This is a genomic window from Klebsiella sp. 141203, assembly GCF_032601985.1.
Taxonomy (GTDB): domain Bacteria; phylum Pseudomonadota; class Gammaproteobacteria; order Enterobacterales; family Enterobacteriaceae; genus Klebsiella; species Klebsiella aerogenes.
Map to the genome: position 1 here is coordinate 208,645 of NZ_JAQIRL010000001.1, position 24,645 is coordinate 233,289.

Annotated in this window: 26 protein-coding genes; 9 read left to right on the forward strand and 17 right to left on the reverse strand. The window is 55.1% G+C overall.

The annotated features are described in order from the left end of the window. Window positions 1–16: 16 nt before the first annotated feature. From PGR29_RS01030 to otnK, 4 genes are all read right to left on the reverse strand, one after another. Complete coding sequence (locus PGR29_RS01030; RefSeq protein WP_316423862.1) at window positions 17–1,333, reverse strand: MFS transporter; 1,317 nt, start codon at window positions 1,331–1,333, stop codon at window positions 17–19. Between the two features lie 63 nt (window positions 1,334–1,396). After that, complete coding sequence (gene otnI, locus PGR29_RS01035) at window positions 1,397–2,176, reverse strand: 2-oxo-tetronate isomerase (protein ID WP_316423863.1); 780 nt, start codon at window positions 2,174–2,176, stop codon at window positions 1,397–1,399. Continuing rightward, window positions 2,176–2,805, reverse strand: coding sequence for an aldolase (locus PGR29_RS01040; protein WP_316423864.1), 630 nt, complete (start codon window positions 2,803–2,805; stop codon window positions 2,176–2,178). The genes otnI and PGR29_RS01040 overlap by 1 nt, the downstream gene beginning before the upstream one ends. After that, on the reverse strand, window positions 2,802–4,070 hold the full coding sequence (gene otnK, locus PGR29_RS01045; protein ID WP_316423865.1) for a 3-oxo-tetronate kinase: 1,269 nt from the start codon (window positions 4,068–4,070) through the stop codon (window positions 2,802–2,804). The genes PGR29_RS01040 and otnK overlap by 4 nt, the downstream gene beginning before the upstream one ends. Window positions 4,071–4,291: 221 nt before the next feature. On the opposite strand from otnK, the gene PGR29_RS01050 reads away from it, so the two are divergent. After that, on the forward strand, window positions 4,292–5,065 hold the full coding sequence (locus PGR29_RS01050) for a DeoR/GlpR family DNA-binding transcription regulator (RefSeq protein ID WP_015705335.1): 774 nt from the start codon (window positions 4,292–4,294) through the stop codon (window positions 5,063–5,065). Here the strand turns inward: PGR29_RS01050 and tam are convergent. Next, window positions 5,055–5,819: a trans-aconitate 2-methyltransferase gene (gene tam / locus PGR29_RS01055; RefSeq protein WP_316423866.1), complete on the reverse strand. Its 765-nt coding sequence runs from the start codon at window positions 5,817–5,819 to the stop codon at window positions 5,055–5,057. The genes PGR29_RS01050 and tam overlap by 11 nt on opposite strands. 177 nt (window positions 5,820–5,996) lie before the next feature. On the opposite strand from tam, the gene PGR29_RS01060 reads away from it, so the two are divergent. Further along, window positions 5,997–6,797, forward strand: a complete 801-nt coding sequence (locus PGR29_RS01060) for an MBL fold metallo-hydrolase (protein ID WP_213794081.1) — start codon at window positions 5,997–5,999, stop codon at window positions 6,795–6,797. A 6-nt stretch (window positions 6,798–6,803) separates the two neighbouring features. Here the strand turns inward: PGR29_RS01060 and PGR29_RS01065 are convergent, their stop codons facing one another. Together PGR29_RS01065 and PGR29_RS01070 are read right to left on the reverse strand one after the other, a co-directional pair. Beyond that, a complete protein-coding gene (locus PGR29_RS01065; protein ID WP_015366702.1) occupies window positions 6,804–7,094 on the reverse strand; it encodes a hypothetical protein in 291 nt (96 codons plus the stop codon). Window positions 7,095–7,309: 215 nt separating this feature from the next. After that, window positions 7,310–8,494, reverse strand: coding sequence for an MFS transporter (locus tag PGR29_RS01070; protein WP_087860723.1), 1,185 nt, complete (start codon window positions 8,492–8,494; stop codon window positions 7,310–7,312). A 250-nt stretch (window positions 8,495–8,744) separates the two neighbouring features. Between PGR29_RS01070 and PGR29_RS01075 the strand changes: the two genes are divergently transcribed. Then, window positions 8,745–8,918 carry a hypothetical protein gene (locus PGR29_RS01075; protein ID WP_316423867.1) on the forward strand — a complete coding sequence of 58 codons (174 nt, stop codon included), beginning with the start codon at window positions 8,745–8,747 and terminating at the stop codon, window positions 8,916–8,918. 53 nt (window positions 8,919–8,971) lie between these two features. Here the strand turns inward: PGR29_RS01075 and PGR29_RS01080 are convergent, their stop codons facing one another. Further along, the gene (locus PGR29_RS01080; protein WP_316423868.1) at window positions 8,972–9,850 is read right to left on the reverse strand and encodes a DMT family transporter; all 879 of its coding nucleotides are present in this window, start codon (window positions 9,848–9,850) and stop codon (window positions 8,972–8,974) included. A 98-nt stretch (window positions 9,851–9,948) separates the two neighbouring features. Here PGR29_RS01080 and PGR29_RS01085 point away from each other — a divergent pair, with 98 nt between their 5' ends. Further along, window positions 9,949–11,277, forward strand: a complete 1,329-nt coding sequence (locus PGR29_RS01085; protein ID WP_316424332.1) for a PLP-dependent aminotransferase family protein — start codon at window positions 9,949–9,951, stop codon at window positions 11,275–11,277. A gap of 174 nt (window positions 11,278–11,451) precedes the next feature. Then, window positions 11,452–12,624: a YbfB/YjiJ family MFS transporter gene (locus PGR29_RS01090; RefSeq protein ID WP_316423869.1), complete on the forward strand. Its 1,173-nt coding sequence runs from the start codon at window positions 11,452–11,454 to the stop codon at window positions 12,622–12,624. Here PGR29_RS01090 and PGR29_RS01095 read toward each other — a convergent pair. Further along, window positions 12,559–13,443, reverse strand: coding sequence for a LysR family transcriptional regulator (locus PGR29_RS01095; RefSeq protein ID WP_316423870.1), 885 nt, complete (start codon window positions 13,441–13,443; stop codon window positions 12,559–12,561). The two genes, PGR29_RS01090 and PGR29_RS01095, sit on opposite strands and share 66 nt — an antisense overlap. Window positions 13,444–13,534: 91 nt before the next feature. On the opposite strand from PGR29_RS01095, the gene PGR29_RS01100 reads away from it, so the two are divergent. Next, on the forward strand, window positions 13,535–14,581 hold the full coding sequence (locus PGR29_RS01100; RefSeq protein WP_316423871.1) for an NAD(P)H-dependent flavin oxidoreductase: 1,047 nt from the start codon (window positions 13,535–13,537) through the stop codon (window positions 14,579–14,581). Window positions 14,582–14,599: 18 nt separating this feature from the next. Here the strand turns inward: PGR29_RS01100 and PGR29_RS01105 are convergent, their stop codons facing one another. From PGR29_RS01105 to PGR29_RS01120, 4 genes are read right to left on the reverse strand one after another with little or no spacing between them, the layout of a single operon-like run. After that, complete coding sequence (locus tag PGR29_RS01105; RefSeq protein WP_161798788.1) at window positions 14,600–15,259, reverse strand: methionine ABC transporter permease; 660 nt, start codon at window positions 15,257–15,259, stop codon at window positions 14,600–14,602. Further along, a complete protein-coding gene (locus PGR29_RS01110; protein WP_271032493.1) occupies window positions 15,256–16,047 on the reverse strand; it encodes a methionine ABC transporter ATP-binding protein in 792 nt (263 codons plus the stop codon). Before PGR29_RS01110 ends, PGR29_RS01105 begins: the two co-directional genes overlap by 4 nt. Continuing rightward, entirely contained in the window at window positions 16,044–16,850 is an 807-nt protein-coding gene (locus PGR29_RS01115) for a MetQ/NlpA family ABC transporter substrate-binding protein (protein WP_015366692.1), read from the reverse strand. The genes PGR29_RS01110 and PGR29_RS01115 overlap by 4 nt, the downstream gene beginning before the upstream one ends. Window positions 16,851–16,868: 18 nt before the next feature. Then, complete coding sequence (locus tag PGR29_RS01120; RefSeq protein WP_316423872.1) at window positions 16,869–17,897, reverse strand: isopenicillin N synthase family dioxygenase; 1,029 nt, start codon at window positions 17,895–17,897, stop codon at window positions 16,869–16,871. Between the two features lie 296 nt (window positions 17,898–18,193). Between PGR29_RS01120 and PGR29_RS01125 the strand changes: the two genes are divergently transcribed. After that, window positions 18,194–18,469: a VF530 family DNA-binding protein gene (locus PGR29_RS01125; RefSeq protein ID WP_047048980.1), complete on the forward strand. Its 276-nt coding sequence runs from the start codon at window positions 18,194–18,196 to the stop codon at window positions 18,467–18,469. 6 nt (window positions 18,470–18,475) lie between these two features. Here the strand turns inward: PGR29_RS01125 and PGR29_RS01130 are convergent, their stop codons facing one another. Then, entirely contained in the window at window positions 18,476–19,435 is a 960-nt protein-coding gene (locus PGR29_RS01130; RefSeq protein WP_047048213.1) for an AraC family transcriptional regulator, read from the reverse strand. 105 nt (window positions 19,436–19,540) lie between these two features. On the opposite strand from PGR29_RS01130, the gene PGR29_RS01135 reads away from it, so the two are divergent. Beyond that, the gene (locus PGR29_RS01135) at window positions 19,541–20,740 is read left to right on the forward strand and encodes an MFS transporter (RefSeq protein ID WP_047079209.1); all 1,200 of its coding nucleotides are present in this window, start codon (window positions 19,541–19,543) and stop codon (window positions 20,738–20,740) included. A gap of 193 nt (window positions 20,741–20,933) precedes the next feature. On the opposite strand, the gene PGR29_RS01140 is transcribed toward PGR29_RS01135, so the two are convergent. Together PGR29_RS01140 and PGR29_RS01145 are read right to left on the reverse strand one after the other, a co-directional pair. Beyond that, window positions 20,934–21,182, reverse strand: a complete 249-nt coding sequence (locus PGR29_RS01140) for a hypothetical protein (RefSeq protein WP_015366686.1) — start codon at window positions 21,180–21,182, stop codon at window positions 20,934–20,936. Window positions 21,183–21,457: 275 nt separating this feature from the next. Beyond that, a complete protein-coding gene (locus PGR29_RS01145) occupies window positions 21,458–22,441 on the reverse strand; it encodes a zinc-binding dehydrogenase (RefSeq protein ID WP_316423873.1) in 984 nt (327 codons plus the stop codon). A gap of 174 nt (window positions 22,442–22,615) precedes the next feature. On the opposite strand from PGR29_RS01145, the gene PGR29_RS01150 reads away from it, so the two are divergent. Further along, window positions 22,616–23,530: a TIGR03571 family LLM class oxidoreductase gene (locus tag PGR29_RS01150; RefSeq protein WP_063443474.1), complete on the forward strand. Its 915-nt coding sequence runs from the start codon at window positions 22,616–22,618 to the stop codon at window positions 23,528–23,530. Here PGR29_RS01150 and PGR29_RS01155 read toward each other — a convergent pair. Further along, the gene (locus PGR29_RS01155) at window positions 23,527–24,411 is read right to left on the reverse strand and encodes an SDR family oxidoreductase (RefSeq protein ID WP_015366683.1); all 885 of its coding nucleotides are present in this window, start codon (window positions 24,409–24,411) and stop codon (window positions 23,527–23,529) included. The genes PGR29_RS01150 and PGR29_RS01155 overlap by 4 nt on opposite strands. Window positions 24,412–24,645: the final 234 nt, after the last annotated feature.

Consider the following 24,645-nt stretch of genomic DNA (forward strand, 5'->3'; position numbering starts at 1 on the left):
GATTTTCTCAATATTATTAATGGTTAACCATACGGGCAGGAATACGGAATATCGCAGCAGCGCCGATAAAAAGCGTCGCGGAGATGATTAAGGTGCCGGTTAGCGTCGAATGGGTCATATCGGTGAGCAGGCCCATAATCCACGGCGCGACAAAGCCGGCAAGGTTGCCAAAGGAGTTGATTACCGCGATACCGACCGCGGCGGAAGCGCCGCCAAGGAAGGCCGTCGGCAGGCTCCAGAAGAGTGGTAGGGTGCTCAATCCGCCGGCGGCGCCAATTGTTAACCCGATCATCGCTATCACCAGATCGTGGCTGAACAGCGCCGCAATAATCATGCCCATGCCGCTCATGACCGCGATGGCGGCGAGATGCCAGCGACGTTCTCTGCGTTTATCGGCGCTGCGCGAAGCGGCAATCATGGTGACTATCGCTGCGGCATAAGGAATAGCGGTTAACAATCCGACTTTCAGCACATCGCCTTCACCGGCGTTATGAATCAGCGTTGGCATCCAGAAACTGACGGTATAGAACCCGGCAATCAGGCAGAAATAGATAAAAGTTAGTAACCAAACCTTCGGATTCCTCAATACAGCCAGCATTGAACCATGCTGTTCGGTCTTATGGCTGCCATCGCTGCGCAGTCGCGCCTCGAGCAACGCTTTTTCGTCATCTGACAGCCATTTCGCCTGAGAAATGCGGTCGGTCAGCAGAAATATCACCAGCACGCCAATCAGCAGAGATGGCGCGCCTTCAATAATGTACAACCATTTCCAGCCGGCGAGACCGCCGTACTCATGAAAATGGCCCATAATCCAGCCGGAGAGCGGAGCGCCGAGGATCCCGGAAAGCGGTACGGCGGTAGCGAAGAGGGCGAACATCCGCCCGCGGCGATAGCTGGGGAACCAGAAGGAAAGATACAAAATTACCCCGGGATAAAAGCCTGATTCCGCTACGCCTAAAAAGAAGCGCACGGTATAAAACTCCAGCGGCGTACGCACGAATGCCGTCAGCGGCGCGATAAGCGCCCAGGAAATAAGTAAACCGCCAAGCAAACGTCTGGCGCCAAAGCGATGAAGGATCATATTGCTGGGAATTTCAAAAAAGAAAAAACCGATGAAAAATATACCCGCGCCGATACCGTAAACGGTGCCGGAAAATGCCAGATCGCTCGACATTTGTAATTTAGCGAGACTGACGTTAACCCGGTCAAGATAGGCCAGAATATAGCAAATCATTAATAATGGCAGCGTGCGGCGGACAACTTTCTTCCACACTAACTCTTCATTTATGGCAGGCGCAGCGCCCTCCAGGCTCAACGCAGAGTGGTTTGACATAGTTCTATCTCCAAAAAATGAGCGCGCATCGGCGCTCACTGAGGCATTGATATTATGTAGGTTTTATTTATTTAACCAGGCCTGCGCCCAGTGCAGTCCGGCTTGCGTTCCGGCGCGAGGACTATATTCCGCGGCGACGTAACCATCATATTTTTCCTGCTCGAGTACGGCGAAAATCCATTGATAATCTACTTCGCCGTCAATCGGCTCCTGGCGCGCCGGTACAGATGCAATCTGGATATGGCCGATATACTCTTTATAGTTTTTCAATAAATAAGTTAGATTGCCATCGACCTGCTGGGCGTGGAAAATATCAAGCTGCAGTCGAATATTGTCGCGGTCCGCCTGGCGAATATATTCCATCGCCTGGTATTGGCTGGAAAATAAATAACCCGGACGGGTGGCAGGCGATAAACCTTCAAGCAAAATAGTGATGTTATGCGCTTTGGCTCGATCCGCCGCGTAGCGTACGTTGTCAATAAACGTGTCCGCACAGTGCTGCCGGTCGAATCCTTCGGTGACCCCCGCCATAACATGTATCGCCGGGCACTGCAAAGCCGCAGCATAATGAATGGCTAAATCAATGGCTTTGCGGGCTTCCTTTTCACGGCCAGGTAAAGCCGATAATCCCCATTCGCCGCGTGCGGTATCGCCTGCCGGAGTATTAATGCCGATAAGCTTGAGGTGATGTTTCTCTAATTCGTGGGCGACGGTCTCTACGGGATATTCGTAAGGGAACCACATCTCAACGGCATTAAAACCGGCCCTGGCCGCCAGGGAGAAGCGCTCCAGAGGCGGATTTTCGCCGAATAACATCGATAAATTGGCAGCTAGTTTCAACATTATTGCATTCCTCGAAGCACAGTCAGTTGTTGATGATCGAGATAGTTCACCGGGCTGTTTTTTAACGTGAAGAACAGGCGGGCGGACGCTTCCATCTCTTCCAGATTGTCGGCGGCATCGCGTAGCGATTTACCCACCACCACCGGACCATGATTAGCCAGCAAAAAAGCCTTATGCTGCGCGGCGCGTTCACCGAGCCATTGGCCAATCTGCGGATCGCCAGGGCGGAAATAGGGCACCAGCGGTATTTCACCGACCCGCATGACCACATACGGCGTACAGGCCGGAAGGGTATTCGCCGGATCCAGATCCTGTAGGCAGGATAAGGCCGTCAGGTAATGGCAATGCAGATGGACGACGGCGCGGCACTGCGGATTGTTGCGGTACAGCGCGAGATGAAAACTCACCTCTTTTGAGGGTTTTAAACCCGAGAGCAATTCACCGCTCAGAGTCACGTGCGACAATTCTTCGGCGTTAAGCTCGCCAAGACAGGAGCCTGTTGGGGTGGCCAGAATCGTGCCGTCAGCAAGCTGGACGGAAAGATTGCCAGCCGAACCGGTTGCATAGCCGCGATTAAAGAAAGAACGAGCGATAGAGACCATCTGTTGGCGTAAGGATGACTCGTTCATGCGCAAGCCTCCGCGGTCTGCGCGCGAGCAAAGAAATTGTCATCGCCAAAATTGCCGGATTTGAGCAGCAGGAAAAGCGGTCGGGAATCTGCCTTGATCCACGGAACGCCGGGTGAGACCGCGGCGCCAATAGCGAAATGGCGAATATCCAGCGCTTGCGTTACCGCGCCGGAGGTTTCTCCACCAGCGACGATGAACCGGCTTACGCCTTGCTGCGCGAGTTGTTTTGCCAACAGAGAAAACAGCGCCTCAACCATCAACCGACTTGGCTCGGCGCCATAGCGCTGCTGGATGTTGTGCAGCTCGGCGACCGAAGTGGTGGCGTAAACCATTGGCGCCATGACCGCGTCAGACTGCTGGTACAGCCATTCAACGATCTGGCCGCAATACTCATCAAGCGTCCAACGTTTATCAAGCAAACCTGCAACATCCACGGACAGCGCTGGCGCCAGTTGGCGGTATTTTTCTACCTGCGCCTGCGTTCTGATAGAACAGGAACCGGATAATACTACCGTGGTGGCTGCTGACGTGGTGACGTGAAAGGGAAGGGACGTCGCCGTGGCGTTGGCCCAGCTACGCGCGAGACCGGCAGCTAAACCGGAACCCCCGGTAACCAGCTTCATATCGTGCAGCGCTTGTCCCTGAATTTGCAGGTGTTTATCGTTTATTGCGTCCAGCGCGATATAACGATAACCCGAGGCGGATAAAGTTTGGATCTCGTCGCGCACGGCTGCCTCGCCGGACTCCAGAATCTGCACATTGATAAGAGCGCATGTGCCGCGAGACTGGCGTTCCATCAAACGGCGTAGATCGCTGTCATCCATGGGGTTGACCGGATGGTTGCGCATACCGGATTCCTGTAACAGGCGGTCTTCAACGAATAAATGCCCCTGATACACCGTACGACCGTTAATGGGCAACGCCGGGGAGATAACCGTGGTTGCGATGCCTAGCGCATCCATTAAGGCATCGGTTACCGGCCCGATATTGCCCTTGATCGTGCTATCGAAGGTGGAGCAGTACTTAAAATAAAAGCGATCGCACCCCTGTTGTTGCAACCAGTGCAATGCATTAAGTGACAGCGTCACAGATTCTTCGGCTGATACAGAACGTGATTTCAGACTCACAACTAATGCGCGAGCATCACCCTGGTAATCTTCCCCGGGGACACCGCTAAACAGGCTGGTCGCTATTCCGTTGTTGGCCAGAAAACTGGCGATATCCGTCGCGCCGGTAAAATCATCGGCAATTATGCCTGCTCTCATATCCTGTCCTCTTCATACAGCGAGTGTTAATTTACGGTACTATCTGTTGTTAAATGTTAATATCAATGATTGATGTGATGAATGCAGCGATCTCTATCACAATAAATAACATTTATTATCTATTTTTCACACCATGTGCCGCTGTCAATCCGATGTACAGCCTAATCTGATGTGATAAAATGTGAAAATATGAGATAACGAGACACCATCAGGAGAAACCGATGCTGCCGTTGGAAAGACAAGAGAAGATACTGGAAATCATTAAAGATAAGGGGGTCGTCAGCGTCGTCGAACTGGTCGAGGCGCTGGGCGTGTCGCATATGACTATCCGGCGCGATATTCAGCGCCTGGAGCAGCTTAACGTGCTGGCCAGCGTATCAGGGGGCGTGGCCCTGCCGCAACGAACCCGCCTGCTGAACGAACCTTCGCATCGCGATAAAACGCTGATGTTCCCCCAGGAAAAGGAGGCTATTGGTCTGGCGGCGCTTAAGCACATTCCCGCCAACAGTACCGTCTATCTGGATGCCGGGACCACGACGCTCGCGCTGGCCGAAAACCTGGTTGAGCGTCAGGACTTGCTGATCATCACCAATGATTTTGCCATTGCCAATTTGATGATTGAACGCGGGCAATGTGAATTGATCCATACCGGCGGACGCTTATGCCGTGAGAATCAGTCGACCGTTGGCCACCTGACGGCGAAAATGCTGGAGAACCTGTTTATCGATGTCGCGTTTATTTCGGCGTCATCATGGAATTTGCGCGGACTGTCGACGCCCAACGAAAATAAAGCCATCGTGAAACAGACCGTGGCGAAGGTAAGTGAAAAATGTATCCTGCTAAGCGACTCATCAAAATATGGAAAAATGGCGAATTACCTGATCCTGCCGCTCAGCGAGCTTGATGTCATCATCAGCGATGACCGGCTGAGCGGCAGTGTGGTAAATCAGCTGAATGCGCTTAACGTTGACGTCGAACTGGCGACTACGCGTTAGCCAGCCGTCGCGCGACAATAAACAGTCGCGGGAACAATAACAGCACTTTTCCGTTACACTGTAACGGATAGTGTTGTTGCAACAGCGTCAGATAACGCTCTAAAAACACGTTCTTTTCTGCTTCATCAAGATGTTGCAAATACGGACGCAGACCGGTCGCCTGCAGCCAATCAACGATAGCCTGGTGTGACTCCAGAGGGTGATAATAGGTGGTGCGCCAGATATCCACCTCGCAGCCGCTGTTGGTCAGCATGTCGTAATACTGCTGGACGCTGGGGAGCGGCTGTCGGCCGCTATCTGGAAATCCCAGCTCTTCCGCGACCTGGCGCATCAGGATATGAGAGGGCTCTTGCCAGTTATCCGGCATCTGCACGGCCAGCACCCCATTATTGGCTAACTGTCTGACCAGTCGCGGGAACAGCGTTTGATGTTCAGGGAGCCATTGCAAAGAGGCGTTGGCATAGATCACGTCTGCGGGCTCAGATGACTGCCAGTCTTCTATATCTGCGGTGATAAACTCACAATCGGGAAGCGCTTGCGCCGCCTGTAACAGCATGGCGGCGGAATTATCAACGCCAATAATTCGCGCTTCAGGCCATGCTGCACGCAGTAAGGCCGTGCTATTGCCTGGACCGCAGCCCAGATCCACAGCCACCTTAACCGGCTGTTGCGCAATACGCGCCGTTAACTCAGACGCCGGTCGGGTGCGCTCATCAGCAAATTTCAGATACAGCGAGGGATTCCAGTCTGCCATAGATAACCTCATGTGAACTATCCGAGTCAATCAGCATAGAGGACACGCTGCGGTTGTGAAGCTATTTTTTAGTGACGGTGTCACTTTTCCGAGGCGAAGGGTGCGGCGTTCATCACACCGATAGCAGGGTTTCTTCGTTACACTGGCTGCGCATATATAACAGGGATGAATGAAATAATGGCCTTAACCATCAGGGTATTACTGGAAAATCGCCTTGCGGCGCACGCCGATCCGGCGTTGACAGCCAAAGCCGGACTTAGCCTTCTCCTTGAGGATGAAACCAGCAAAGTGCTATTTGATACCGGGCCGGACGGTAGTTTTCTCAAGAATGCGCAGCGGATGGGGATCTCACTGGATGACCTGACGGCGACGGTATTATCACACGGCCATTACGATCATTGCGGCGGCGTCCCCTGGCTGCCGGAAGAGAGTCGAATTATCTGTCATCCACGGCTTGCCGAACCGCGCTATGCCGCTATCAGTGTTGGCAGGCATGTCCGCAAAATCAAAAAACTTTCGCTTGAGCTCGACTATTCCCGCTTTCGCATGGAATGCTACCGGCAGCCGTTTGCTCTCAGCGAACGGCTGTTGTGGTCGGGCGAGATCGTGGTAAACCGTCCGCAATCCTTTGGCGTTTTAGCCAGCTCGCCGCTAACGCCTGATTATATCGTCGATGAAGGCGTCCTGATTTATCTCTCCGACCACGGGCTGGTCATCATCTGCGGCTGCGGACATCGCGGCGTAGAGAATATCGTGCGGCATTGTCAGAATATCACCGGCATTGAGCGGGTCCACGCGTTGATCGGCGGGCTACACCTGCGCGCCGCATCCGTCGCCAGGGTCTGGCAGGTCCGAAGTTATTTACAGCAGCTGCAGGTGGAGAAAATTTTGGCCTGCCACTGTACCGGCGCTTGGGGAAAACTGTGGCTCGCCGGCGCACAGGCGCCGGCTACAGGGGATATTTTGCAGCTAGCTTAATAAGGATCAGTCGGCATCTTTGAGCATTTCGGCGCGCCGGGCAGTGGCATAGACGAATTCCAGCATCGGTTCAAGGTCTGTATCATGACCGGCCTGGATAATTTTACCGCGTAGCCATTCGATTTCGCTGGTGATATCCGGGTGAAAGATGTTGTTGTCCTGCGCTTTACGCAACCATTTGAGAAGAAAGTTATTTTTTCCTCTCGCTCCACCCGATTTTTTCGTTTTTACGTGGATTTTCAGCGCGACCAGAATGCAGTAGTAAAAATGGACTCGCTGGTTGAAACTTTGATGCATGTCGGTATTTCCCGCCAGGGTAAGCCGCTCGCCGCGGCAGGCGACGAGTCGAATGGAGCCAGGTCACGGGGGGATCGTTTTGTTGACGACCTCTATCACTGCACCCGTACCGCCCGGCATCCAGGACTGGATGCTCGCGGAATGGTGGCACGGATATTAAAGCGTCGTCAATTATTGATTAAATTGTTACCAGTATCATGATTAATCGGCATACATCATACGTTCGACCTGGTCTGTTGCAGACGAACCCGAAGCAGCAGGATAAACGCCATGGCGACGACCACCGCCGCCAGTAGGTACAGCGTATCGAGCGCATAATAACCCGCCACCCAGCCGGCCACCGGGCCGGTCAAACCCAGCGCCAAATCGAGAAAGGCTGAATAGGTACCCAGCGCCGTGCCTTGGTTTTGTTCTTCTACCTGTTTCACCGCCTCGACGCCCAGCGCCGGAAAGACCAGCGAGAAACCAGAACCGGTGAGGAATGCGCCAATACCGGCGACCCACGCCGACGGCGCCTGCCAGATAATCAATAATCCAAGACACTCCACTACGAAGCAGACAAGCGACACCGGCACGCCGCCGTAGCGGGTAATGGTGTTGCCAAGGATCAGACGTATACAAATAAAACCGATACTGAAAAGAGAGAGGGTGAAGGCCGCGCCCTGCCAGTGGTGAGCCGAAAAATAGAGGGTGATAAAGGTGGCGATGACGCCAAAACCTACCGTACCCAGCGCCAGCCCCAGGCCATACGGCCAGATTCTGCGAACCACCACATGAAACGGCGCTCTCACTCCGGCAGTCACGCTGACATCCAGGCGGGTGCGGGCAAAGAGCAGGCCAATTAGCGCAACCAGCACTACCACTACGGCAAAACCGCTGATGCCAAAATAACTATTGAGCATCACCCCCAGCGGCGCGCCGACGGCCATTGCCACGTAGGTCGCGACGCCATTCCATGAAATCACCCGTGAGGTATGAATCGCGCCAACGGTTTTAATACCCCATAACGTTGCCCCGGTGGCGGTGAAGCTCTCTCCCACGCCGAGGAAAACCCGTCCAATCAACAGGGCGCTGACGGCGAGAAGCGGTATAGTTTGCAACATCACCGCCGCGAGGGTGAAAAGTCCGCTTAGCATGCAGCAGATGATGCCGAGGCTAACGACCTTTTTTGGCCCCCAGATATCGGTATAGCGGCCAGCATGCGGGCGGCTTACTAGCGTTGAAATGTACTGCAGGCTGATAACGACTCCGGCGATTAGCGTACTGTACCCGAGCTGATAGTGGATGTAGCCGGGAAGCACCGCGAGCGGCAGGCCGATGGAGAGATAGCAGATACAGGTGAAGACAACGATGGAAATAATTCGCAGGTTAAGCTGAGTGGTGCTGACAGAAGTAGTCATAACGCTAAGTGTTTAAAACGAAAGGGAGGATAAGCATAGCGCAAGCGCGGCGACTACGGCGAGCGGACGAGCATTTTATGCCAACGCTCGGTTCATTTATTGGCAAACTGACCGATAATATAGCTATACAGGTGATAAATGACGCCCATATTATTTCTTAGAGTGATGCCTGAGTTTGAAAGGGAAATGGATGAGTGGCCAGTCTCAGCACGGAGCACGGCAATCTATTCGCTTCCCGGAGGTCATCTCGATGAAAAAATTACTTATATTGCTCATTGTTTTTGCAGCATCCGCTTGTTCCGGTGGTTCATCATCCTCTTCAGGGATGGCCCCCGGTCAGGGCTTTGATTCGCAGGCCTGCATTAACGACACCATTGACGCTAACAGCGCCTGCGGCCATTCGGTCGCGCCACAGTTTAATTGATGATAAAGACAGCCTGAGAGAGGAACACGCCTCACATCAGGCTGCCGACTATTTTAACGGGCAAAGCGCTTCGAACCGATCACGCAGAAAATGATGCCAAGCGTGACGACAACCATCAACGGGCTCACTGATTCATGAAGGAGTAGTGCCGCCAGTGCCAGGCCGAAAAAGGGCTGCAATAGCTGGAGTTGACCGACCGCCGCAATACCGCCGATTGCCAGTCCCCGATACCAGAAGATAAAGCCGATCATCATGCTGAATAACGAGACATAGGCCAGCGCCGTCCATGCAGACGCACTGATACCACGGAAACTGACGGGAATCGTTAAACCGCAGGCTATCAACATCAGGGGTAGGGACAGAAGCAGCGCCCAACAGATGACCGCCAGCCCGCCAAGCTCTCGGGTGAGGCGCGCCCCTTCGGCATAACCCAATCCGCAGACCACTACCGCCGCCAGCATCAGCAGATCGCCCGCGACGGAGATCCCGACATTACCGGCCAGCGCGAAACTGGCCACCAGCACGCTGCCCAGCAGCGAGAATCCCCAAAAGGCAGGGCGCGGTCTCTCACCGCCGCGGATCACCGCGAAAATCGCCGTCGCTAGCGGCAATAACCCAATAAAAACAATTGAGTGGGCAGACGTCACCCGCTGCAACGCCAGTGCCGTCAGCAGCGGAAAACCGATGACCACGCCGCCGGCAACCAGCGCCAGTGAACGCCATTGTCCCGCCTGCGGGCGCGGCAGGCGTAAAACCCAGATCAGGCCCAGCGCAAGCACCCCGGCAATCGCCCCACGACAGAAAGTCAGGAAAAACGGATCGAATTCCTGCACGGCGATGCGGGTGGCGGGTAGCGAGCCGCTAAAAATAGCGACGCCGATAAAGCCGTTTATCCAGCCGGATAGGGAAGTGGAAGCGCGACGGTTGTGCACGTGTGACCTCTTTGTAGTAATCGTTAAGGTGGTTGACCGGGTCGATAGTAGGTCGCACAATCCATGACAATCAAATAATTGTCATGGATACAATGACGATGAAAAACCGCTATAAATCTCTGGTTGATCGCTATGCGGCAGCAATCCGCAGCGGTGCGCTGGCGGCTGGCAGCCAACTGCCGACCCATCGGCAATTGGTCGTTGAACACGGAATTTCTCTGGCTACCGCGACGCGGGTCTACAGTGAACTGGCGTTAATGGGGCTGGTCAGCGGCGAAACGGGACGCGGCACCTTTGTGCGTGAACTGAGCTTGCCGCCGGGACTGGGTGTCGATCAGCACGCCATTGCCCCGGATATGATCGATCTTAATTTCAACTCTCCGGCGTTGCCGGAACAAACCGTTCTCCTGCGCGAGGCATTAAAAAAACTGTCTGGCGCGGGCGATCTGGAGGCGTTGTTACGCTATCAACCGCACGCCGGACGCATGAGCGAACGGGAAATAGTGGCCCAGCATCTTAACAGACAGGGTATTGCGGCCAGCGCCGGGCAGGTCGCTATCGTTAACGGCGCTCAGCATGGGCTGGCGGTCACGCTCGGCGGCCTGCTGCGTCCCGGCGATGTGGTTGCGGCAGATGCATTGACCTATCCGGGATTTCGCGCCCTCGCCAGGCTCTATCAACTTGAACTGGTTGCTATCCCGCACACAACACAAGGGCCGGATCTCGATATGCTTCGCAGCCTGTGTGAAAAACGGCGGGTAAAAGCGATTTACACCATGCCGACGCTGCATAACCCTCTCGGCTGGGTAATGAATCTGGCGCAGCGTAGTCAACTGGTTGATATTGCCCGCCAGTTCGATTTGTTCATCATTGAGGATGCCGCCTATGCGTGGTTGATTGACAACGCGCCACCGCCGCTGATGTCTCTGGCGCCTGAGCGTACGGTCTATGTGTGCGGCTTTTCAAAAAACATCGCCACCGGTTTACGGGTTGGCATGGTGGTATGCCGAGAAGCGCTAATGCCGGCGATAGAGCGGACGATCCGCGCCACCAGCTGGAATACGCCGGCCTTAACGACGGCGCTGGTCTGCGGCTGGATCCAGGATGGGACGCTGGCCCGGCTCGAAACCATAATGCGCGCAGATGCGCGGCGGCGGCAGGCGATCGCCCGTCAGGCGCTGGCGGGTTTACCAATTATCGGCAATGAAAATGCCTGGTTCCTTTGGCTGCCGTTGGGCGAGGAGATCCGCGCCGATCGCGTCGTGAAACAGCTGCTAACCATGAATATCGCTATTTCCACCGCCGAACCGTACAGCGTCGGTCGTGATGTGCCGCACGCTTTGCGTCTGGCGCTGGCGTCACCGAGTCTCGATAAACTGAGCGCCGCGCTGAAGATAATGCGGCCCGTTATCGAGTACGGCGTTTAACGACCGTGCGCTTCTGACAACCATCCTTCGTCGCTAACCGAAGTATCCTCTGGTTGGTGCTTTTACTCTTTGCTCAGGTGCGGCGGCTTGCTCGTCGCATCGTGCTAATACATAATAAAAAGAGAATTAAAACTAAATCACATTCTCTTTTTGAGATTAAGTTATGCGAGGGGTATGGGGATGAGACAAATCAGGCCGGAGATAAACGCTTTCTTATTAGCGATGGCAGGGGCGACGGTATTAATGATTGGTATGGGTTATGGCCGCTTCGCTTTCACCGGGATCCTGCCGGTGATGTTAAGCGATCAGATCCTGACGCTGCGTCAGGGTAATCTGGCCGCCTCCGCTAATTATGCCGGATACCTGCTGGGGGCATTGTTGCTGGCGAAGGCAAAGCCGGAGCAGGCGAGCAGAATGAATATTGTCTCGGTCATTCTGACGCTAATTTGTCTGGCGTTACTGGCCTGGCTGCGTTCGCCGCTGGCTATCATTACCCTGCGCGGGTTGGCCGGGGTACTCAGCGCGGTAACGCTTATCTCCGCCTCCTTATGGCTATTGCAACATATGAAACATCATAACGGCGCGCCGGTGCTGTTTGCCGGGGTCGGGATGGGGATTTTTCTGTCGGCAGAGTTTATTGCCGCCGGTAAAGCGCTGGCGTTTAGCAGTCAGCAAATCTGGCTACTGTGCGCTATCACGGCGACGGTGCTGTTTTTATGCGCCTTGCGCGGGTTATTAAGCCCGGCGGATTCGCTGCTGGCGTTACACAGCGGACCCGCAACAGCGATGCCGCGCAACGATGGGCGCACGAGCGATGCGGTAAAATTGCTGCTGATTTATGGCCTCGCGGGCTTCGGCTATATCATCACCGCGACCTATTTGCCGCTGTTTTTGCACGGCGCGTTATCGGGTATCGACCCGGTGCACCTGTGGGCGGTATTTGGTCTCGCGGCGGTACCTTCCTGTTTTATCTGGCACCAACTCGTACTGAAAATTGGCTATCAGCGGGCATTTTGTAGCAATCTCGTTATTCAGGCCTTCGGCGTGGCCTTACCGGCGTGGAGCCACTCATTCACCTTTTGTCTGTTGAGCGCGCTGCTGGTTGGGGCGACCTTCCTTGGGACGGTAACCATTGCCTTGTCAGAGGGCAAGCGGCTAAATCAGGCGGTAAAATTTAATATGATCGCCGCGCTCACGGCGACTTACGGCGTCGGGCAGATAATCGGGCCGCTGGTCGCCGATGCGTTATACAGCCTGACGGGATCGTTTAACCCTTCACTATTAACTGCCAGCGGCGTGTTGCTGGGAGCCGCCGGACTGGTTGCCTGCGGCCGGCGCCAGCAATAACTGGCGCAGGGCGTCGAGAATCGGCGACACATACCCGCGGCGCCAGATAAGCTGGGTGGCGGCCTGGGTGACGTATTGCGTCTGGCAGCCTGCGGGTAGCGTGAGCAGGGCCAGAACGCTTTCCGGGAGCAAACAGGCGTAGCGGCCGGTGGCGACGTTGGCCATCATCGCGTGATAGGAGCTGACATCGACGATGTCCACGTGCGTCCCTGTCTGCTGCAGATACTCGATGCCGTGCTGGCGGTAGGAACATCCTGCCGGGAAGGCGGCAAAACGGTAATCGCGTCCATCGACAGGGGCGATCAGGACCAGCTGTTCGATGAAAAGCGGTAGATATTCAAGCGTCTGTGGGCATTGAAGGCTGCCGTCCGGACCGGCCGGCAGTGAAACCAGCGCGCAGTCCAACGTGGAGTTTTCGACCAGTTCAGTCAGCTGACGGGTGGGCATGGTACGCAATGTCAGGTCGGCGTCCGGGCAGCGTTGCTGAAACAAAGGCAATATGGCCGGCAGGCGGCTGGCGGCACAGGCTTCCATCGCACCGAGTTTTAACGTCCCCGCGGGCCGTGCCGGGTGCAGCGCCAGTTTGGCTTCTTCGGCAAGGCTTAAAATTCGCCGCGCGTAGCTGAGGAAGTTTTGCCCGGCGGGAGAAAGCAGCATCTTCTTGTTTCCGCGCACGAAAAGCTCGGCCTCCAGCTCCTCTTCAAGTTGCTGGATCCGAGTGGTGATGTTGGACTGCGCGCGACCAAGTTGTTTCGCCGCCTGAGTGACGCTTTGGGTTTCGGCCACCAGCTTAAAGATCAGTAATGTGGTGTGGTTCATATTTTTCTTCTCAATATGACAATATGGTTGATCTTAACATCTTAAAAAGAGATGGTTAATGCCTCACATCGCAAATTGCACAGGATCGCCAATGAATCAGCATTTACCGCGATTACTTAATATTCGTTATCCGATTATTCAGGCGCCGATGGCTGGGGTGTCGACACCAGCCCTGGCTGCTGCGGTAAGCAACGCCGGGGGACTGGGTTCGCTTGGGCTCGGCGCGTCGACGGTTACGCAGGCGCAAGCGCTTATTGAACAAACCCGACGGCTCACCGATCGTCCCTTTAACGTCAACCTTTTCTGTCATACGCCGTCGCGCCGCGATGCCGTTCAGGAAGCGCAGTGGCTGGCGCGGTTGGCTCCGGCGTTTGCCCGCTATCACGGCACGCCGCCGAAACAGCTTAATGAGATTTATCAGACCTTCCATCAACATCAATCCATGCTCGATATGCTGCTTGAACAGAAGCCGGCGGTGGTGAGTTTTCATTTTGGCGTGCCGTCGTCAGAGGTTGTTCGCCGCTTCCAGCAACAGGGAACGGTAACGATGGCGTCCGCTACCTGCGTCGCGGAAGCGCGATTAATTGCACAGGCAGGTATTGATGTCGTTATTGCGCAAGGGTATGAGGCCGGTGGCCATCGGGGGATTTTTGACCCACACGGCGACGATCGTCAAATGAGCACCTTCACTCTGCTTCAGGCTCTAAAGCAGGCTGTCGATTTACCCATTGTCGCCGCCGGCGGCATTATGCATGGGGCGGCGATAGCCAGCCTGATGCAGCTCGGCGCGTCGGGCGTTCAGCTGGGAACCGCATTTTTATTGTGCCCGGAAGCGGGTATAGATAGTGGATATCGACAGGCGCTCACGCAAAATAGTGACGTTGTCACCTTTTTGACGGCGGCTATTTCGGGTCGGCCAGCACGCTGCGTTAAAAATAGCTGGCACGAAATCGGCGAAGGAGAAATTCCCGCCTATCCGCTCGCTTATGACGCCGGAAAAGCGCTGGCGACGGCGGCAAAAGTGCAGGGCGACCATGGTTTCGGCGCGCACTGGGCGGGACAAGGGGTGGCGATGATCCGCGAAATGCCGGCGGCAGAGCTGGTCAGGGTTCTGGTGGAGGAAGGCGGCCTGCAGTAGCCGCCTGCGAATAAGAGCTTAGCGGCGATGGGCAAGCTGTCGTACCAGCCTGTCGCCGATCATTTGTACGCCCTGAACCATCACCACCAGAATCAGTACCGTACCGACCATGACCTGATCGTTAAAACGCTGATAACCATAGCGAATCGCCAGGTCCCCAAGACCGCCGCCGCCAATGACGCCCGCCATCGATGAAAAGCCAATCAGCATCACGATAGTCAGGGTGATCCCGGCAAGCAGGGTCGGTAGCGCCTCCGGCAGCAGCGATTTAAAGATAACGTGCCACAGATTACCCCCCATCGACAGAATGGCTTCAATGCGTCCGTAATCCACTTCGTCGAGCGCGTTTTCGGTCAGTCGCGCGAAGAACGGAAAAGCGCCGATGGTAATCGGCACGACGGCGGCGGTGCTGCCTAAGGTGGTGCCGATAATCAAACGCGTGAAGGGGATCAGCGCAATGAGCAGTACAATAAACGGCAGCGATCGGCCAAAATTGATAATCGCCCCCAGCAACGCATTCAGTTTCGGCATCGGCGCCAGGCCGTTGCGACGGGAGACAAACAGTAACACGCCGACCGGCAGGCCGATTAAAATGGTAAACAGCGCCGCCAACCCTACCATATAGAGGGTTTCCAGGCTGCCTTCCCACAATAAGGGCCATAAATCTTCCCAACTCATGCGACTACGCATAAAGGCCTCCCGTGAAAGCCGTGACGGGCAAGGAAATCTTGCTCCGCCTGCGGATTATGCAGTAACGACTGACGTAATCTGGACCACGGCGCCACCAGCAGATCGGCGATTTTCCCGCTCTCGATGACTTCGCCATGCTCCAGCAGCGCCGCGTGATCGCACAGCGTTTTGACGACTTCCAGCTCATGGGTAATAAGCACGATAGTCAGATTGAGCCGCTGATTGATATCGGCCAGTAACGCCAGCACCGAGGCGGTGGTTTCCGGATCGAGGGCGCTGGTTGCTTCATCGCATAGCAGCACATCCGGGCCGGCCGCCAGCGCGCGGGCGATGCCGACGCGCTGCTTTTGACCGCCGGAAAGCTGGGAAGGAAAGGCGGTTGCTTTATCCGCCAGCCCAACCAACTCCAGCAACTCGAGCACGCGTTCGCGGCGCGCACGTTTCTCGACACCGGCGATTTCCAGCGGTACCGCGACGTTGTCAGCCACGTTGCGGGCATGCAGCAGGTTGAAGTGCTGGAAGATCATTCCGGTACGCAGACGGTGCTGACGTAAACCGGCTTTGTCTAACTGAGTGATATCTTGCCCGTTCACCACAATCCGGCCCGTAGAGGGCCGTTCGAGTAAATTGAGACAGCGGATCAGCGTGCTTTTGCCTGCGCCGCTGCGCCCGAGAATGCCATAAATCGCGCCTTTCGGGATCTGCAGCGACACGTCGTTCAGCGCCGGTCGGCCTGTTCCGGCATAGGTTTTACTCAGCCCGACGACCTCAATCATGATTGTGGCGCTACCGGGATAACCGAGCCGTTATAGTTTTTGCGAATAAACTCGGCAACCTGCGGCGAGGTGAGATCTTTGGCCAGCGCTTTAATGCGTGGGTCATTAGCCAACTGCGGCGTCGTCACCAGGATATTGGCGTAAGGGTTGTTATTCGCGCTCTCCAGTCCTAACGCATCTTTCGCCGGTACCAGTCCTGCTTCCAGCGCGTAGTTGCCATTAATAACCGCTAAATCGACATCGTCTAAGGACCGCGGGATCTGAGGCGATTCAATTTCGAGGATTTTCAGATGCTTGGGGTTTTCCACGATATCTTTCGGGGTAGCCAGGGTGGTCGCCGGGTTGGTGAATTTAGCGCCGAGTTTGATTAATCCCTGGCTTTGTAGCAGGAACAAGGCGCGACTGAGATTGGTAGTGTTGTTCGGCACCGCGACGGTCCCGTTTTCCGGGACGGAATTAAAGTCTTTGTGCTTACGGGAATAAATACCCAGCGGTTCGATATGCACCGTAGCGGCGACGGCAAAGGTCTTACCCAGCGCTTTTTCCTGATCTTTCAAATAGGGAACGTGCTGGAAGTAGTTGGCATCAACATCGCCATTCGCCAGCAGCTCGTTGGCGTTAACGCCGCTGGTGAGTTCGACCACTTTGATATCGAGGCTGGGATCGATTTTTTTGATGTAATTGAGGATCTCAGCGTGCGGCACCGGGTCAGCGGCAACGCGCAGCGCGGCAGCCTGCGCGGATGTCCATGCCAGAGAAAGAGATAAAGCGACTCCTGCCAGTTTGAATGCGGCATATTTCATATTGTTATCCTTATTAAATTAAACGATTAGTTGCTCAGTACGTTCGCGAAAAACATCCTGGTAATAACGTTCGGCGACGTCCGGGTGGGAACGCAGCCGCCCTTTGAGGTAATTCCAGCCAACATCCCGCAGCAGCGGATTTTGCGGATCGCTATCCGGGCCGAGCGCTTCCTGCGCCAGATGGGCGGGCAGGCGGTACACCGGCACTACGGCATCGAGCTGTGCGCCAAGAAAGAAGGCGATAGAGAGGCGTTCCTGTTCTGCCGGCGGCGAGACCACGCGATGAACGGTGGCGCGCAGGTAACCGTTAGTCGCCAGCTCAAGTAGCTCGCCGATATTCACCACAAAGCTGCCCGCCAGCGGCGTGGCATCGATCCAATGGTCCGGCGCGACTTCCACCTGCAGTCCTTTTTGCTCGTCCTGTAACAGGAAGCTTAAGAATCCAGAATCTTTATGCGCCCCAACGCCTTGGGCGCTTTTCGTTTCACGCTGGCCGGGGTAGCGAATCAATTTGATATGTTCATTCGGCTTATCGCCATACAGCGCGTCAAAGGCGTCGGCAGGCAACTGTAGCGCTTCGGCAAACGCGCGCAGCAAGGTCATTCCGACGCCGGTCATCGCCTGCTGCCAGCCCAGTAGAGTGGGTTTTAGCGACGGTAGCGCGCCGGGCCATAAATTCGGTCCCTGCAGGCGCTGCCAACGTGGCGCGTTTTCGGCGAGGGTTAAAGCCGGGCGTTCAGCGCCGATATCAAACTGTTCGCGCCAGTCCGGCTGGCCGCGAGTGAGCTCGGAAGCCGCGCGGTTATAGCCGCGAAAGTGCGGGGAGTGAATCATCGCCACCTGCTGCTTTTCGCTATCATCAAGGGCAAAAAAGCGTCGTGCCTGGCGTTGAACTTCAGTTTGCAATCCGGCGTCCACGCCGTGATTAATAAGATAAAAGAAACCAATATCGCGAGCGGCCTGGCGGAGGTCGGCAAGAAAACCGGCCTTTTCAGCAGGATTGGTATAGCGGGCCAGATCGAGAATCGGCAAAGTTGTGGCGTTCATTGTTTTCTCCGAAAACGGGGTACGGGTCATTGGCTTTAAAGTGATTCTGGGTTCGGCAACAACAACGGCGCATGATGATTTCCTCTGTCGGGTAGATGCGCTCAGCTTGCCTTAGCGCAATTTTTTCGACCAATAACGTTCTTTTCTAATTTATGACCGCGGTGGGTTCAGTGCTTTTGCGAAAAACAGATAAGGAGTGGGGAAACCGCGTGGATGTGATGTAAAAAAGTGGCGGGATGTTGCATGATGCCGCCGCGGTCCGTATGGTGAGCGAAATTTTTCATGCAGGAAAAACAATGCACACGTCAAAAGATCCGCTTCACGGCGTGACGCTCGAAGCGTTACTCACTGACCTTGTGGCCAGATATGGCTGGGATGAACTGGCCAGACACATCAAAATCAACTGTTTTAAAAGCGATCCGAGCATTAAGTCGAGCCTGAAATTTCTGCGCCGCACGCCGTGGGCGCGTAAAGAAGTGGAAAACTTTTATCTCGATTCGCTGGAAGGGCTTATCGACAAATCTACCGCCTCTGCCGACGCTGGCCCGTGGGCCAACTGGCAGAAGAAATAACGCTTATCAGGTTACCGCTTGTTCATTGACCCCATTGCGTAGCGCTCCCGGCGCTTTGCCGGTAATGCGTTTAAAGGCGCGGCTAAAGGCGGCGAGCGAGTTGTAGCCGAGGCGGAAGGCGACTTTTTCCAGCGCTTCGCCTTCATGGCTGATGTATTGTACCGCCAGGCGCATGCGTAATTCCGTCAGGTAGCGGGCCGGCGTGGTACCGGTGGCGGTGAGAAAACGTTCGGCGAATACCGAACGCGACAGGCCGGATTCGCGGGCTAAGTCTTCTACCTTCCAGTTGACGCCGGGCTGCTGATGCATAGCGTATATCGCGCGCGATAGCTTCGGGTCGCGCAGTACCTGTACCCAGCCGGTGGCGTTACCGCAGCCGCATTCCACCCAGGCGCGGACGATCAGCGCCGCGACGACGTCGGCGAGACGTGCCAGAATGCCGGCATAGCCCACCTGACGCGTCAGGGATTCACGCTCCATTGCCGCCAGCAGCGGCTGGATTTCCGGGCGGGCGTTTAACAGGCTACTGACCAGCATCACCTCCGGCATGGCCCGAACCAGGGGCTGCATTCCGCCTAATTCAAAATCCATACAGGCGCTGAAGATCACCGCATTTTCTTCGGTATTAACGCAGCCCGCGTTTTTGACGCAGGAAACCGTCCCGCAGACCGGTTTGCTGTCGAGTTCCATCACGTTAACCCGCGCGGCTTTGCTATCTGAGAGCAGAGCATGCGCGTCGCTATTGGGAATAAACACCGCATCACCGCTCTCGAGCGAGAACTGTTTGCCGTTGCTCATTTGTAGCAGCAGCGGGCCGCGGCTGACGAAATGAAACTGCGCTTTGCCAGGAACCGAATTAAACTCCACGCCAAAAGGACGAGAGGTTTCAATCCGTCGGTATTTCACTCCCGACAGCCGCATGCCCTGTAACAGCTCGCTGGTCAGATCTAACGTTTGCAGGCTCATCTTTTTTTCCGGACGAATAATCAATAATTGCAGAGTATGTATCATATATCGTCTTAACGGAAGCCACTAAGCTTGGCGAATGTTAATGATTCTGGAGAGATGTATATGAGTTCTTGCATTGTCGCTGAAGAGAGCGCAGTTAACGCCCGTCCGGCGTGGCGCGCCGTGTATGCGCTGGCGCTGGGGGTCTTCGGCCTGATCGTCGCTGAATTTCTACCAGCCAGTTTACTGACGCCAATGGCCAGCAGCCTTGGCGTGAGTGAGGGGATGGCCGGACAGGCGGTGACCGCCACGGCGTTAATCGCTCTGGTGACGGGGTTGTTGATTACCTCTGCAACCCGCAATATCGACCGGCGTTGGGTGCTGATGTTCTTTTCCGTATTGCAAATCATCTCCAGTCTGATTGTGGCCTTTGCCGGTTCACTGGAGTTCCTGCTGCTGGGACGCCTGCTGCTTGGCATCGCTATCGGCGGCTTCTGGGCGATGTCGACGGCGACGGCGATGCGGCTGGTACCGGCGGCGATGGTGCCGAAAGCGCTGGCGATTATCTTCTCGGCGGTGTCGATTGCCACCGTAGTGGCGGCGCCGCTGGGTAGCTACCTGGGCGCGCTCATTGGCTGGCGTAACGTCTTTATCATCTGCGCCGTACCGAGCCTGGTCGCGCTACTGTGGCAGCTATGGGTACTGCCGTCGATGCGTCCGGAGAGCGCAGGCAGTTTCAGTACGTTGTTTAAAGTGCTGCGCCGGCCAGGGATGGTTGGCGGCCTGCTGGCTTCGATTTTGATTTTTGGCGGCCACTTCGCTTTCTTTACCTATCTGCGGCCATTTCTCGAAACCGTGGCGCTGGCAAGCGTAGAAGGGGTATCGTTGATATTGCTGGGGTTCGGCGTGGCCAACTTTATTGGCACCTCGCTTGCCGGGCATCTGCTGGCGCGCAGTTTGCGGATGACGCTGGCGCTGGTTCCACTGGCGATGAGCGTGCTGGCGCTGATGATGGTGCTGTATGGTCATATTGCGCTACTGGATGGTCTGTTGGTCGCTCTGTGGGGATTTGCATTCGGTCTGGTGCCGGTGGCCTGGTCAACCTGGCTTGCCACCACGGTACCGGATGAAGCGGAAAGCGCAGGGGGATTATTAGTCGCTGCGATCCAGTTGGCCATTAGCGCCGGGGCTGCCGGCGGTGGCGCAATATTTGATATCAGCGGCGCTAGCGGCGTATTTACCGGCAGCGGGCTGTTATTATTAAGCGCCATGCTGATTGTCTTTATTGGCGTCAGGGTGACGCCGCCGGTCAGTAACAATTAATTATTAAACGCGCCGACTGGCGCGTTTATTTTTCTTCAGGCGCAGCGAGTACTCATTTTATTTTTATAAAACGAGCGGGTAATTGATGAGTTGAAAACTATTTATGCTTTCCCGCATGAATGCGGTTGCTGGCCTCAGCGTTTTGTCAGGTGGCTTCCATCACAGATTGGGCGCTATGTTATTAATTATTCTGTTAAATAGCGTCTGTCAGTTGGTCAACGATAACTTTACCGCTGTTATCAAACTGGGTAATGCGAAAATTGACATTCCACGAGCGACGAGTATTAAATTTATCAAACAGGGAGACGCGGCCTTTTTTCTTACCCTCTTTATTGAGGATCACCCACTCAGTCACTTCGGTATACTGCTGGCTAGGTTGATGACCGCTTTGTTGTTCAACTAATTGGTCTTCAGAATCCAGTTTTAAATAATCGCGTAACATTTTGCACCTCTTTGTTAATGTTTTTTTAACGTTACTCCTTTTTTTGATTCTTTCAATCTGAATTTTTAATCGACAGTGGTAACTATTAGGTAGCAATCTAGCTGTTATATTTTCGGTAATACTCTGCTGAATCCCAGGCTCTTGTAACCATTCAGCACCACACCGACCTACGGAAGCTAAGCGATGGATGCCTCATCCAGCGGAAAGAGGTCCGTTGGATGTGGCATTGATTACCCGGTTTTTGGGATTGAGGTTATTCATCGTGCTGATGAATATTACAGCACCGCTACGTACTTAATACCGTTATTGTTCTGTTTTAGCCTTTCCAGCGCTTGTGGGATCTCATCGAAACTGACGCTTTCTATCGGCGGCATCATCAGTTCGCCGCGGCCAATTTGCTGCAGCATGCTTTCCCCGGCCTGACGTAATCGACTCCACTGTCTCTGGGTACCGTAAGGATGGATTGCCGCCAGTGCGACTTCATGCAATGAGATACTGGTAGTAAATGCCGGTAGCGGCGCGTGCTCGAGCCGGTCCTGTATACAGACCAGATGGCCGTAGTAGCCGAGCAACCCAGCAAGCGAAAGAGCATTTTGCTGATTTACGGTATCGAAAGCGGCATACAGCGATTTACCCGCCAGCGCGCGTTTTAGCTCCTGAGGCCAGGAGGTATGGTGATAATCAAAGGCCTGAATCACCCCGCGAGCCAGCAGTTTCGCGTGATGCGTGGCGCTGGCAGTAACGTAGACGTTAGCGCCGCTCTCAATCAGTAATTGACTTAGCAGACTGCCGGCAGCGCCGCCCGCGCCGCTGACCAGTACATTCTCGCCAGCCGGATGGGGGATTTTCTGCGCTGCCTGCCACGCCGTCAGACCAGGGCACGGCAGCGCCGCAGCGGTGAGGTCGCTGATGTGGTCGGGAACCGCAATCACCGCCTGGGCGCTGACTAACGTATGGCGGGCAAAGCTACCGTCAAAACGCAGGTCGGTGTGATACATCACACGCGTGCCGGGGCGAAGGTGGTGGGCGTTGTGGCCAACGGCGGTAATCACCCCCATGCCGTCGACGCCGGGGATCTGATCCTCCTGCCAGGCGTCGGAGAGACCAGCCATCAGCTTCCAGTCGACCGGATTAAGGCCAATAGCGCGGTTCTCGATCAGCACCTGATCGTCTGCGGGCGTGACTAACGTTTTCTCATGGCGTTCAAGCAGAAGCGGGGATGCGTGCTTTTTCCACAGCCAGGCGTCGGTTTTTATCATTGTTTCTTCCTCTGGTGTTGGTGAGCGGTCCATTAAAACAAAATCAGAACTAAAGATAATTCCATAAATAGCAATTATCTATTGCGATTAGTGCTGTTTATTGCAATAGCATTCCATGAAACACTTTGCTCATATTTTCAACGTGATACCGCCCGGCGGTTGACGGAGTGACTCATGAGCATCGAAAAATTAACCCAGCAGCCGCTAACGATTGGCGTGGAACTGCCGCTGGACAATGACTGGTCGACAAGCGGACAGCTAAAACGGCAGCGCGACGGGCGACCGTTTGGCGTGCCGGATATGAGCGAGCACGCGCAGCGCATTAAACTGGCGGATACGCTCGGGTTTCGCGCCGCCTGGATCCGCGATGTTCCGCTGTATGATCCGCAGTTTGGCGATGCGGCTAACGTCTTTGAAGCCTTTACCTACCTCGGCTATTTATCGAGCCTGACGCAAAATATTTTGCTGGGCACGGCGGCGGTTGTGCTGCCGCTACGTCAGCCATGGCTGGTACGTAAAGCCGCCGCCACGGTGCAGGCGCTCAGCGGCGACCGGCTGCTATTGGGCATCGCCAGCGGCGACAGGCCGGTCGAATACCCGCTATTTGGCGAGGACTACGCCAGCCGCGGTGAGCGTTTCCGTCACGGCGTGAGCGTGCTGAAGGGCGAGACCGATCGTCAGCTGGCGCCGGGCCTGGAGTTGCTGCCAGCCAAACCGACCCCGCCGCTGCTGGTTGCTGGTTTGGCGCAACAAACGGCGCAATGGGTAGGTAGTAATATGGATGGCTGGCTTGCCTATCCTGGCCAGCCTGACGAGCACGTTAGCCGCGTCAGGCTGTGGCGCCGGGTAGCGGGCGAGAAACCCTATATCAGCTTTATCCATCTGGATCTGCAAGATGACGCCAATGCGCCGATTCAACGCCATCGTTTCGGCATCAGCAGCGGCCGCCATGGTCTCATTCAGGAATTAAATGCGATGCGCGATGCCGGCGTGAACCATATCGGCCTGCATTTTCGTCGCAACCAGCGCCCGCTGGCCGAGACGATGCAGGAGATTGGCGAACTGGTGCTGCCGGCATTCCATTATTAAAGTACGCCGTCACCGCCGTCTGAACACCAGACCTGACCGGAGGCATACGAGCAGGCATCAGAGGCGAGAGTCACATACAGCGGGGCGATCTCAACGGGTTGCCCTGGCCGCCCAAGTGGCGTATCGCCGCCAAAGTTTTGCACTTTTTCCGCCGGCTGTCCGCCGCTTGACTGCAGCACCGTCCAGTACGGGCCGGGAGCGACCGCATTGACCCGGATCCCACGCGGCCCTAACTGCTTGGCCAGCGATTTGGTGAATGCCACCAGGCAGGCCTTGGTCTGGGCATAATCCAGCAAAATAGGGCTCGGTTTAAAAGCCTGTACTGAAGATGTGTTGATAATCACGCTTTGGGCTTTGAGGTGCGGCAGCGCGGCTTTGGTTATCCAGAACGGCGCATAGACGTTGGTTTTGAAGGTAGCATCGAAATCGGCGGTGGTGAGTTGCTCAATTTTTTCACAGTATTGCTGACGTCCTGCATTATTCACAACAATATCCAAACCGCCAAGACCGCTTACCGCTTTTTCCACCAGCGTTTCACAGAAGGATTCCACGCGAATATCGCCCGGTATCGCCACCGCTGTACGGCCTTCCGCTTTAATAAGCGCGATGACGGCGTCCGCATCGCTCTGTTCTTCCGGAAGATAGTTAATGGCAACATCCGCGCCTTCGCGGGCAAAGGCGATGGCCACGGCGCGACCAATACCGGAGTCTCCGCCGGTAATCAGCGCTTTCTTACCCTGTAGCCGTCCTGACCCGCTGTAGCTGACTTCACCATGATCCGGTGTGGGTTCCATTTCGGCGGCCAGGCCGGGAGGCGTTTGCGGTTGATCGGGGAAAGGGGGTTGTGGCCAATGGTTGGTACGCAGTTTGTCATTATCCATAGCAATCTCCTTCACAGAAAAGAGTAATGATAGAAGGTATGCGGTTGTTGCGATAAATGTAAATCTTTGCCCAATGGGTATATTCCAGATTTTCTTTAGCCAACATACTGATATAAGGCGATTTATATGTGATTATTCATTTTATTATTTTTCGGATTATTCAATGAAATATTTAAAAATAGAATATTTAATCTTATTTACAGTTCTTTTTGCTCATTCGTTAGGCACTAAAAA

Excerpts from the sequence above, each read along its gene's own strand:
- PGR29_RS01030 (WP_316423862.1), bottom strand. The coding sequence starts at position 1,333 with ATGTCAAACCACTCTGCGTTGAGCCTGGAGGGCGCTGCGCCTGCCATA.
- otnI (WP_316423863.1), bottom strand. The coding sequence starts at position 2,176 with ATGTTGAAACTAGCTGCCAATTTATCGATGTTATTCGGCGAAAATCCG.
- PGR29_RS01040 (WP_316423864.1), bottom strand. The coding sequence starts at position 2,805 with ATGAACGAGTCATCCTTACGCCAACAGATGGTCTCTATCGCTCGTTCT.
- otnK (WP_316423865.1), bottom strand. The coding sequence starts at position 4,070 with ATGAGAGCAGGCATAATTGCCGATGATTTTACCGGCGCGACGGATATC.
- PGR29_RS01050 (WP_015705335.1), top strand. The coding sequence starts at position 4,292 with ATGCTGCCGTTGGAAAGACAAGAGAAGATACTGGAAATCATTAAAGAT.
- tam (WP_316423866.1), bottom strand. The coding sequence starts at position 5,819 with ATGGCAGACTGGAATCCCTCGCTGTATCTGAAATTTGCTGATGAGCGC.
- PGR29_RS01060 (WP_213794081.1), top strand. The coding sequence starts at position 5,997 with ATGGCCTTAACCATCAGGGTATTACTGGAAAATCGCCTTGCGGCGCAC.
- PGR29_RS01065 (WP_015366702.1), bottom strand. The coding sequence starts at position 7,094 with ATGCATCAAAGTTTCAACCAGCGAGTCCATTTTTACTACTGCATTCTG.
- PGR29_RS01070 (WP_087860723.1), bottom strand. The coding sequence starts at position 8,494 with ATGACTACTTCTGTCAGCACCACTCAGCTTAACCTGCGAATTATTTCC.
- PGR29_RS01075 (WP_316423867.1), top strand. The coding sequence starts at position 8,745 with ATGAAAAAATTACTTATATTGCTCATTGTTTTTGCAGCATCCGCTTGT.
- PGR29_RS01085 (WP_316424332.1), top strand. The coding sequence starts at position 9,949 with ATGAAAAACCGCTATAAATCTCTGGTTGATCGCTATGCGGCAGCAATC.
- PGR29_RS01090 (WP_316423869.1), top strand. The coding sequence starts at position 11,452 with ATGGGGATGAGACAAATCAGGCCGGAGATAAACGCTTTCTTATTAGCG.
- PGR29_RS01095 (WP_316423870.1), bottom strand. The coding sequence starts at position 13,443 with ATGAACCACACCACATTACTGATCTTTAAGCTGGTGGCCGAAACCCAA.
- PGR29_RS01100 (WP_316423871.1), top strand. The coding sequence starts at position 13,535 with ATGAATCAGCATTTACCGCGATTACTTAATATTCGTTATCCGATTATT.
- PGR29_RS01105 (WP_161798788.1), bottom strand. The coding sequence starts at position 15,259 with ATGAGTTGGGAAGATTTATGGCCCTTATTGTGGGAAGGCAGCCTGGAA.
- PGR29_RS01110 (WP_271032493.1), bottom strand. The coding sequence starts at position 16,047 with ATGATTGAGGTCGTCGGGCTGAGTAAAACCTATGCCGGAACAGGCCGA.
- PGR29_RS01115 (WP_015366692.1), bottom strand. The coding sequence starts at position 16,850 with ATGAAATATGCCGCATTCAAACTGGCAGGAGTCGCTTTATCTCTTTCT.
- PGR29_RS01120 (WP_316423872.1), bottom strand. The coding sequence starts at position 17,897 with ATGAACGCCACAACTTTGCCGATTCTCGATCTGGCCCGCTATACCAAT.
- PGR29_RS01125 (WP_047048980.1), top strand. The coding sequence starts at position 18,194 with ATGCACACGTCAAAAGATCCGCTTCACGGCGTGACGCTCGAAGCGTTA.
- PGR29_RS01130 (WP_047048213.1), bottom strand. The coding sequence starts at position 19,435 with ATGAGCCTGCAAACGTTAGATCTGACCAGCGAGCTGTTACAGGGCATG.
- PGR29_RS01135 (WP_047079209.1), top strand. The coding sequence starts at position 19,541 with ATGAGTTCTTGCATTGTCGCTGAAGAGAGCGCAGTTAACGCCCGTCCG.
- PGR29_RS01140 (WP_015366686.1), bottom strand. The coding sequence starts at position 21,182 with ATGTTACGCGATTATTTAAAACTGGATTCTGAAGACCAATTAGTTGAA.
- PGR29_RS01145 (WP_316423873.1), bottom strand. The coding sequence starts at position 22,441 with ATGATAAAAACCGACGCCTGGCTGTGGAAAAAGCACGCATCCCCGCTT.
- PGR29_RS01150 (WP_063443474.1), top strand. The coding sequence starts at position 22,616 with ATGAGCATCGAAAAATTAACCCAGCAGCCGCTAACGATTGGCGTGGAA.
- PGR29_RS01155 (WP_015366683.1), bottom strand. The coding sequence starts at position 24,411 with ATGGATAATGACAAACTGCGTACCAACCATTGGCCACAACCCCCTTTC.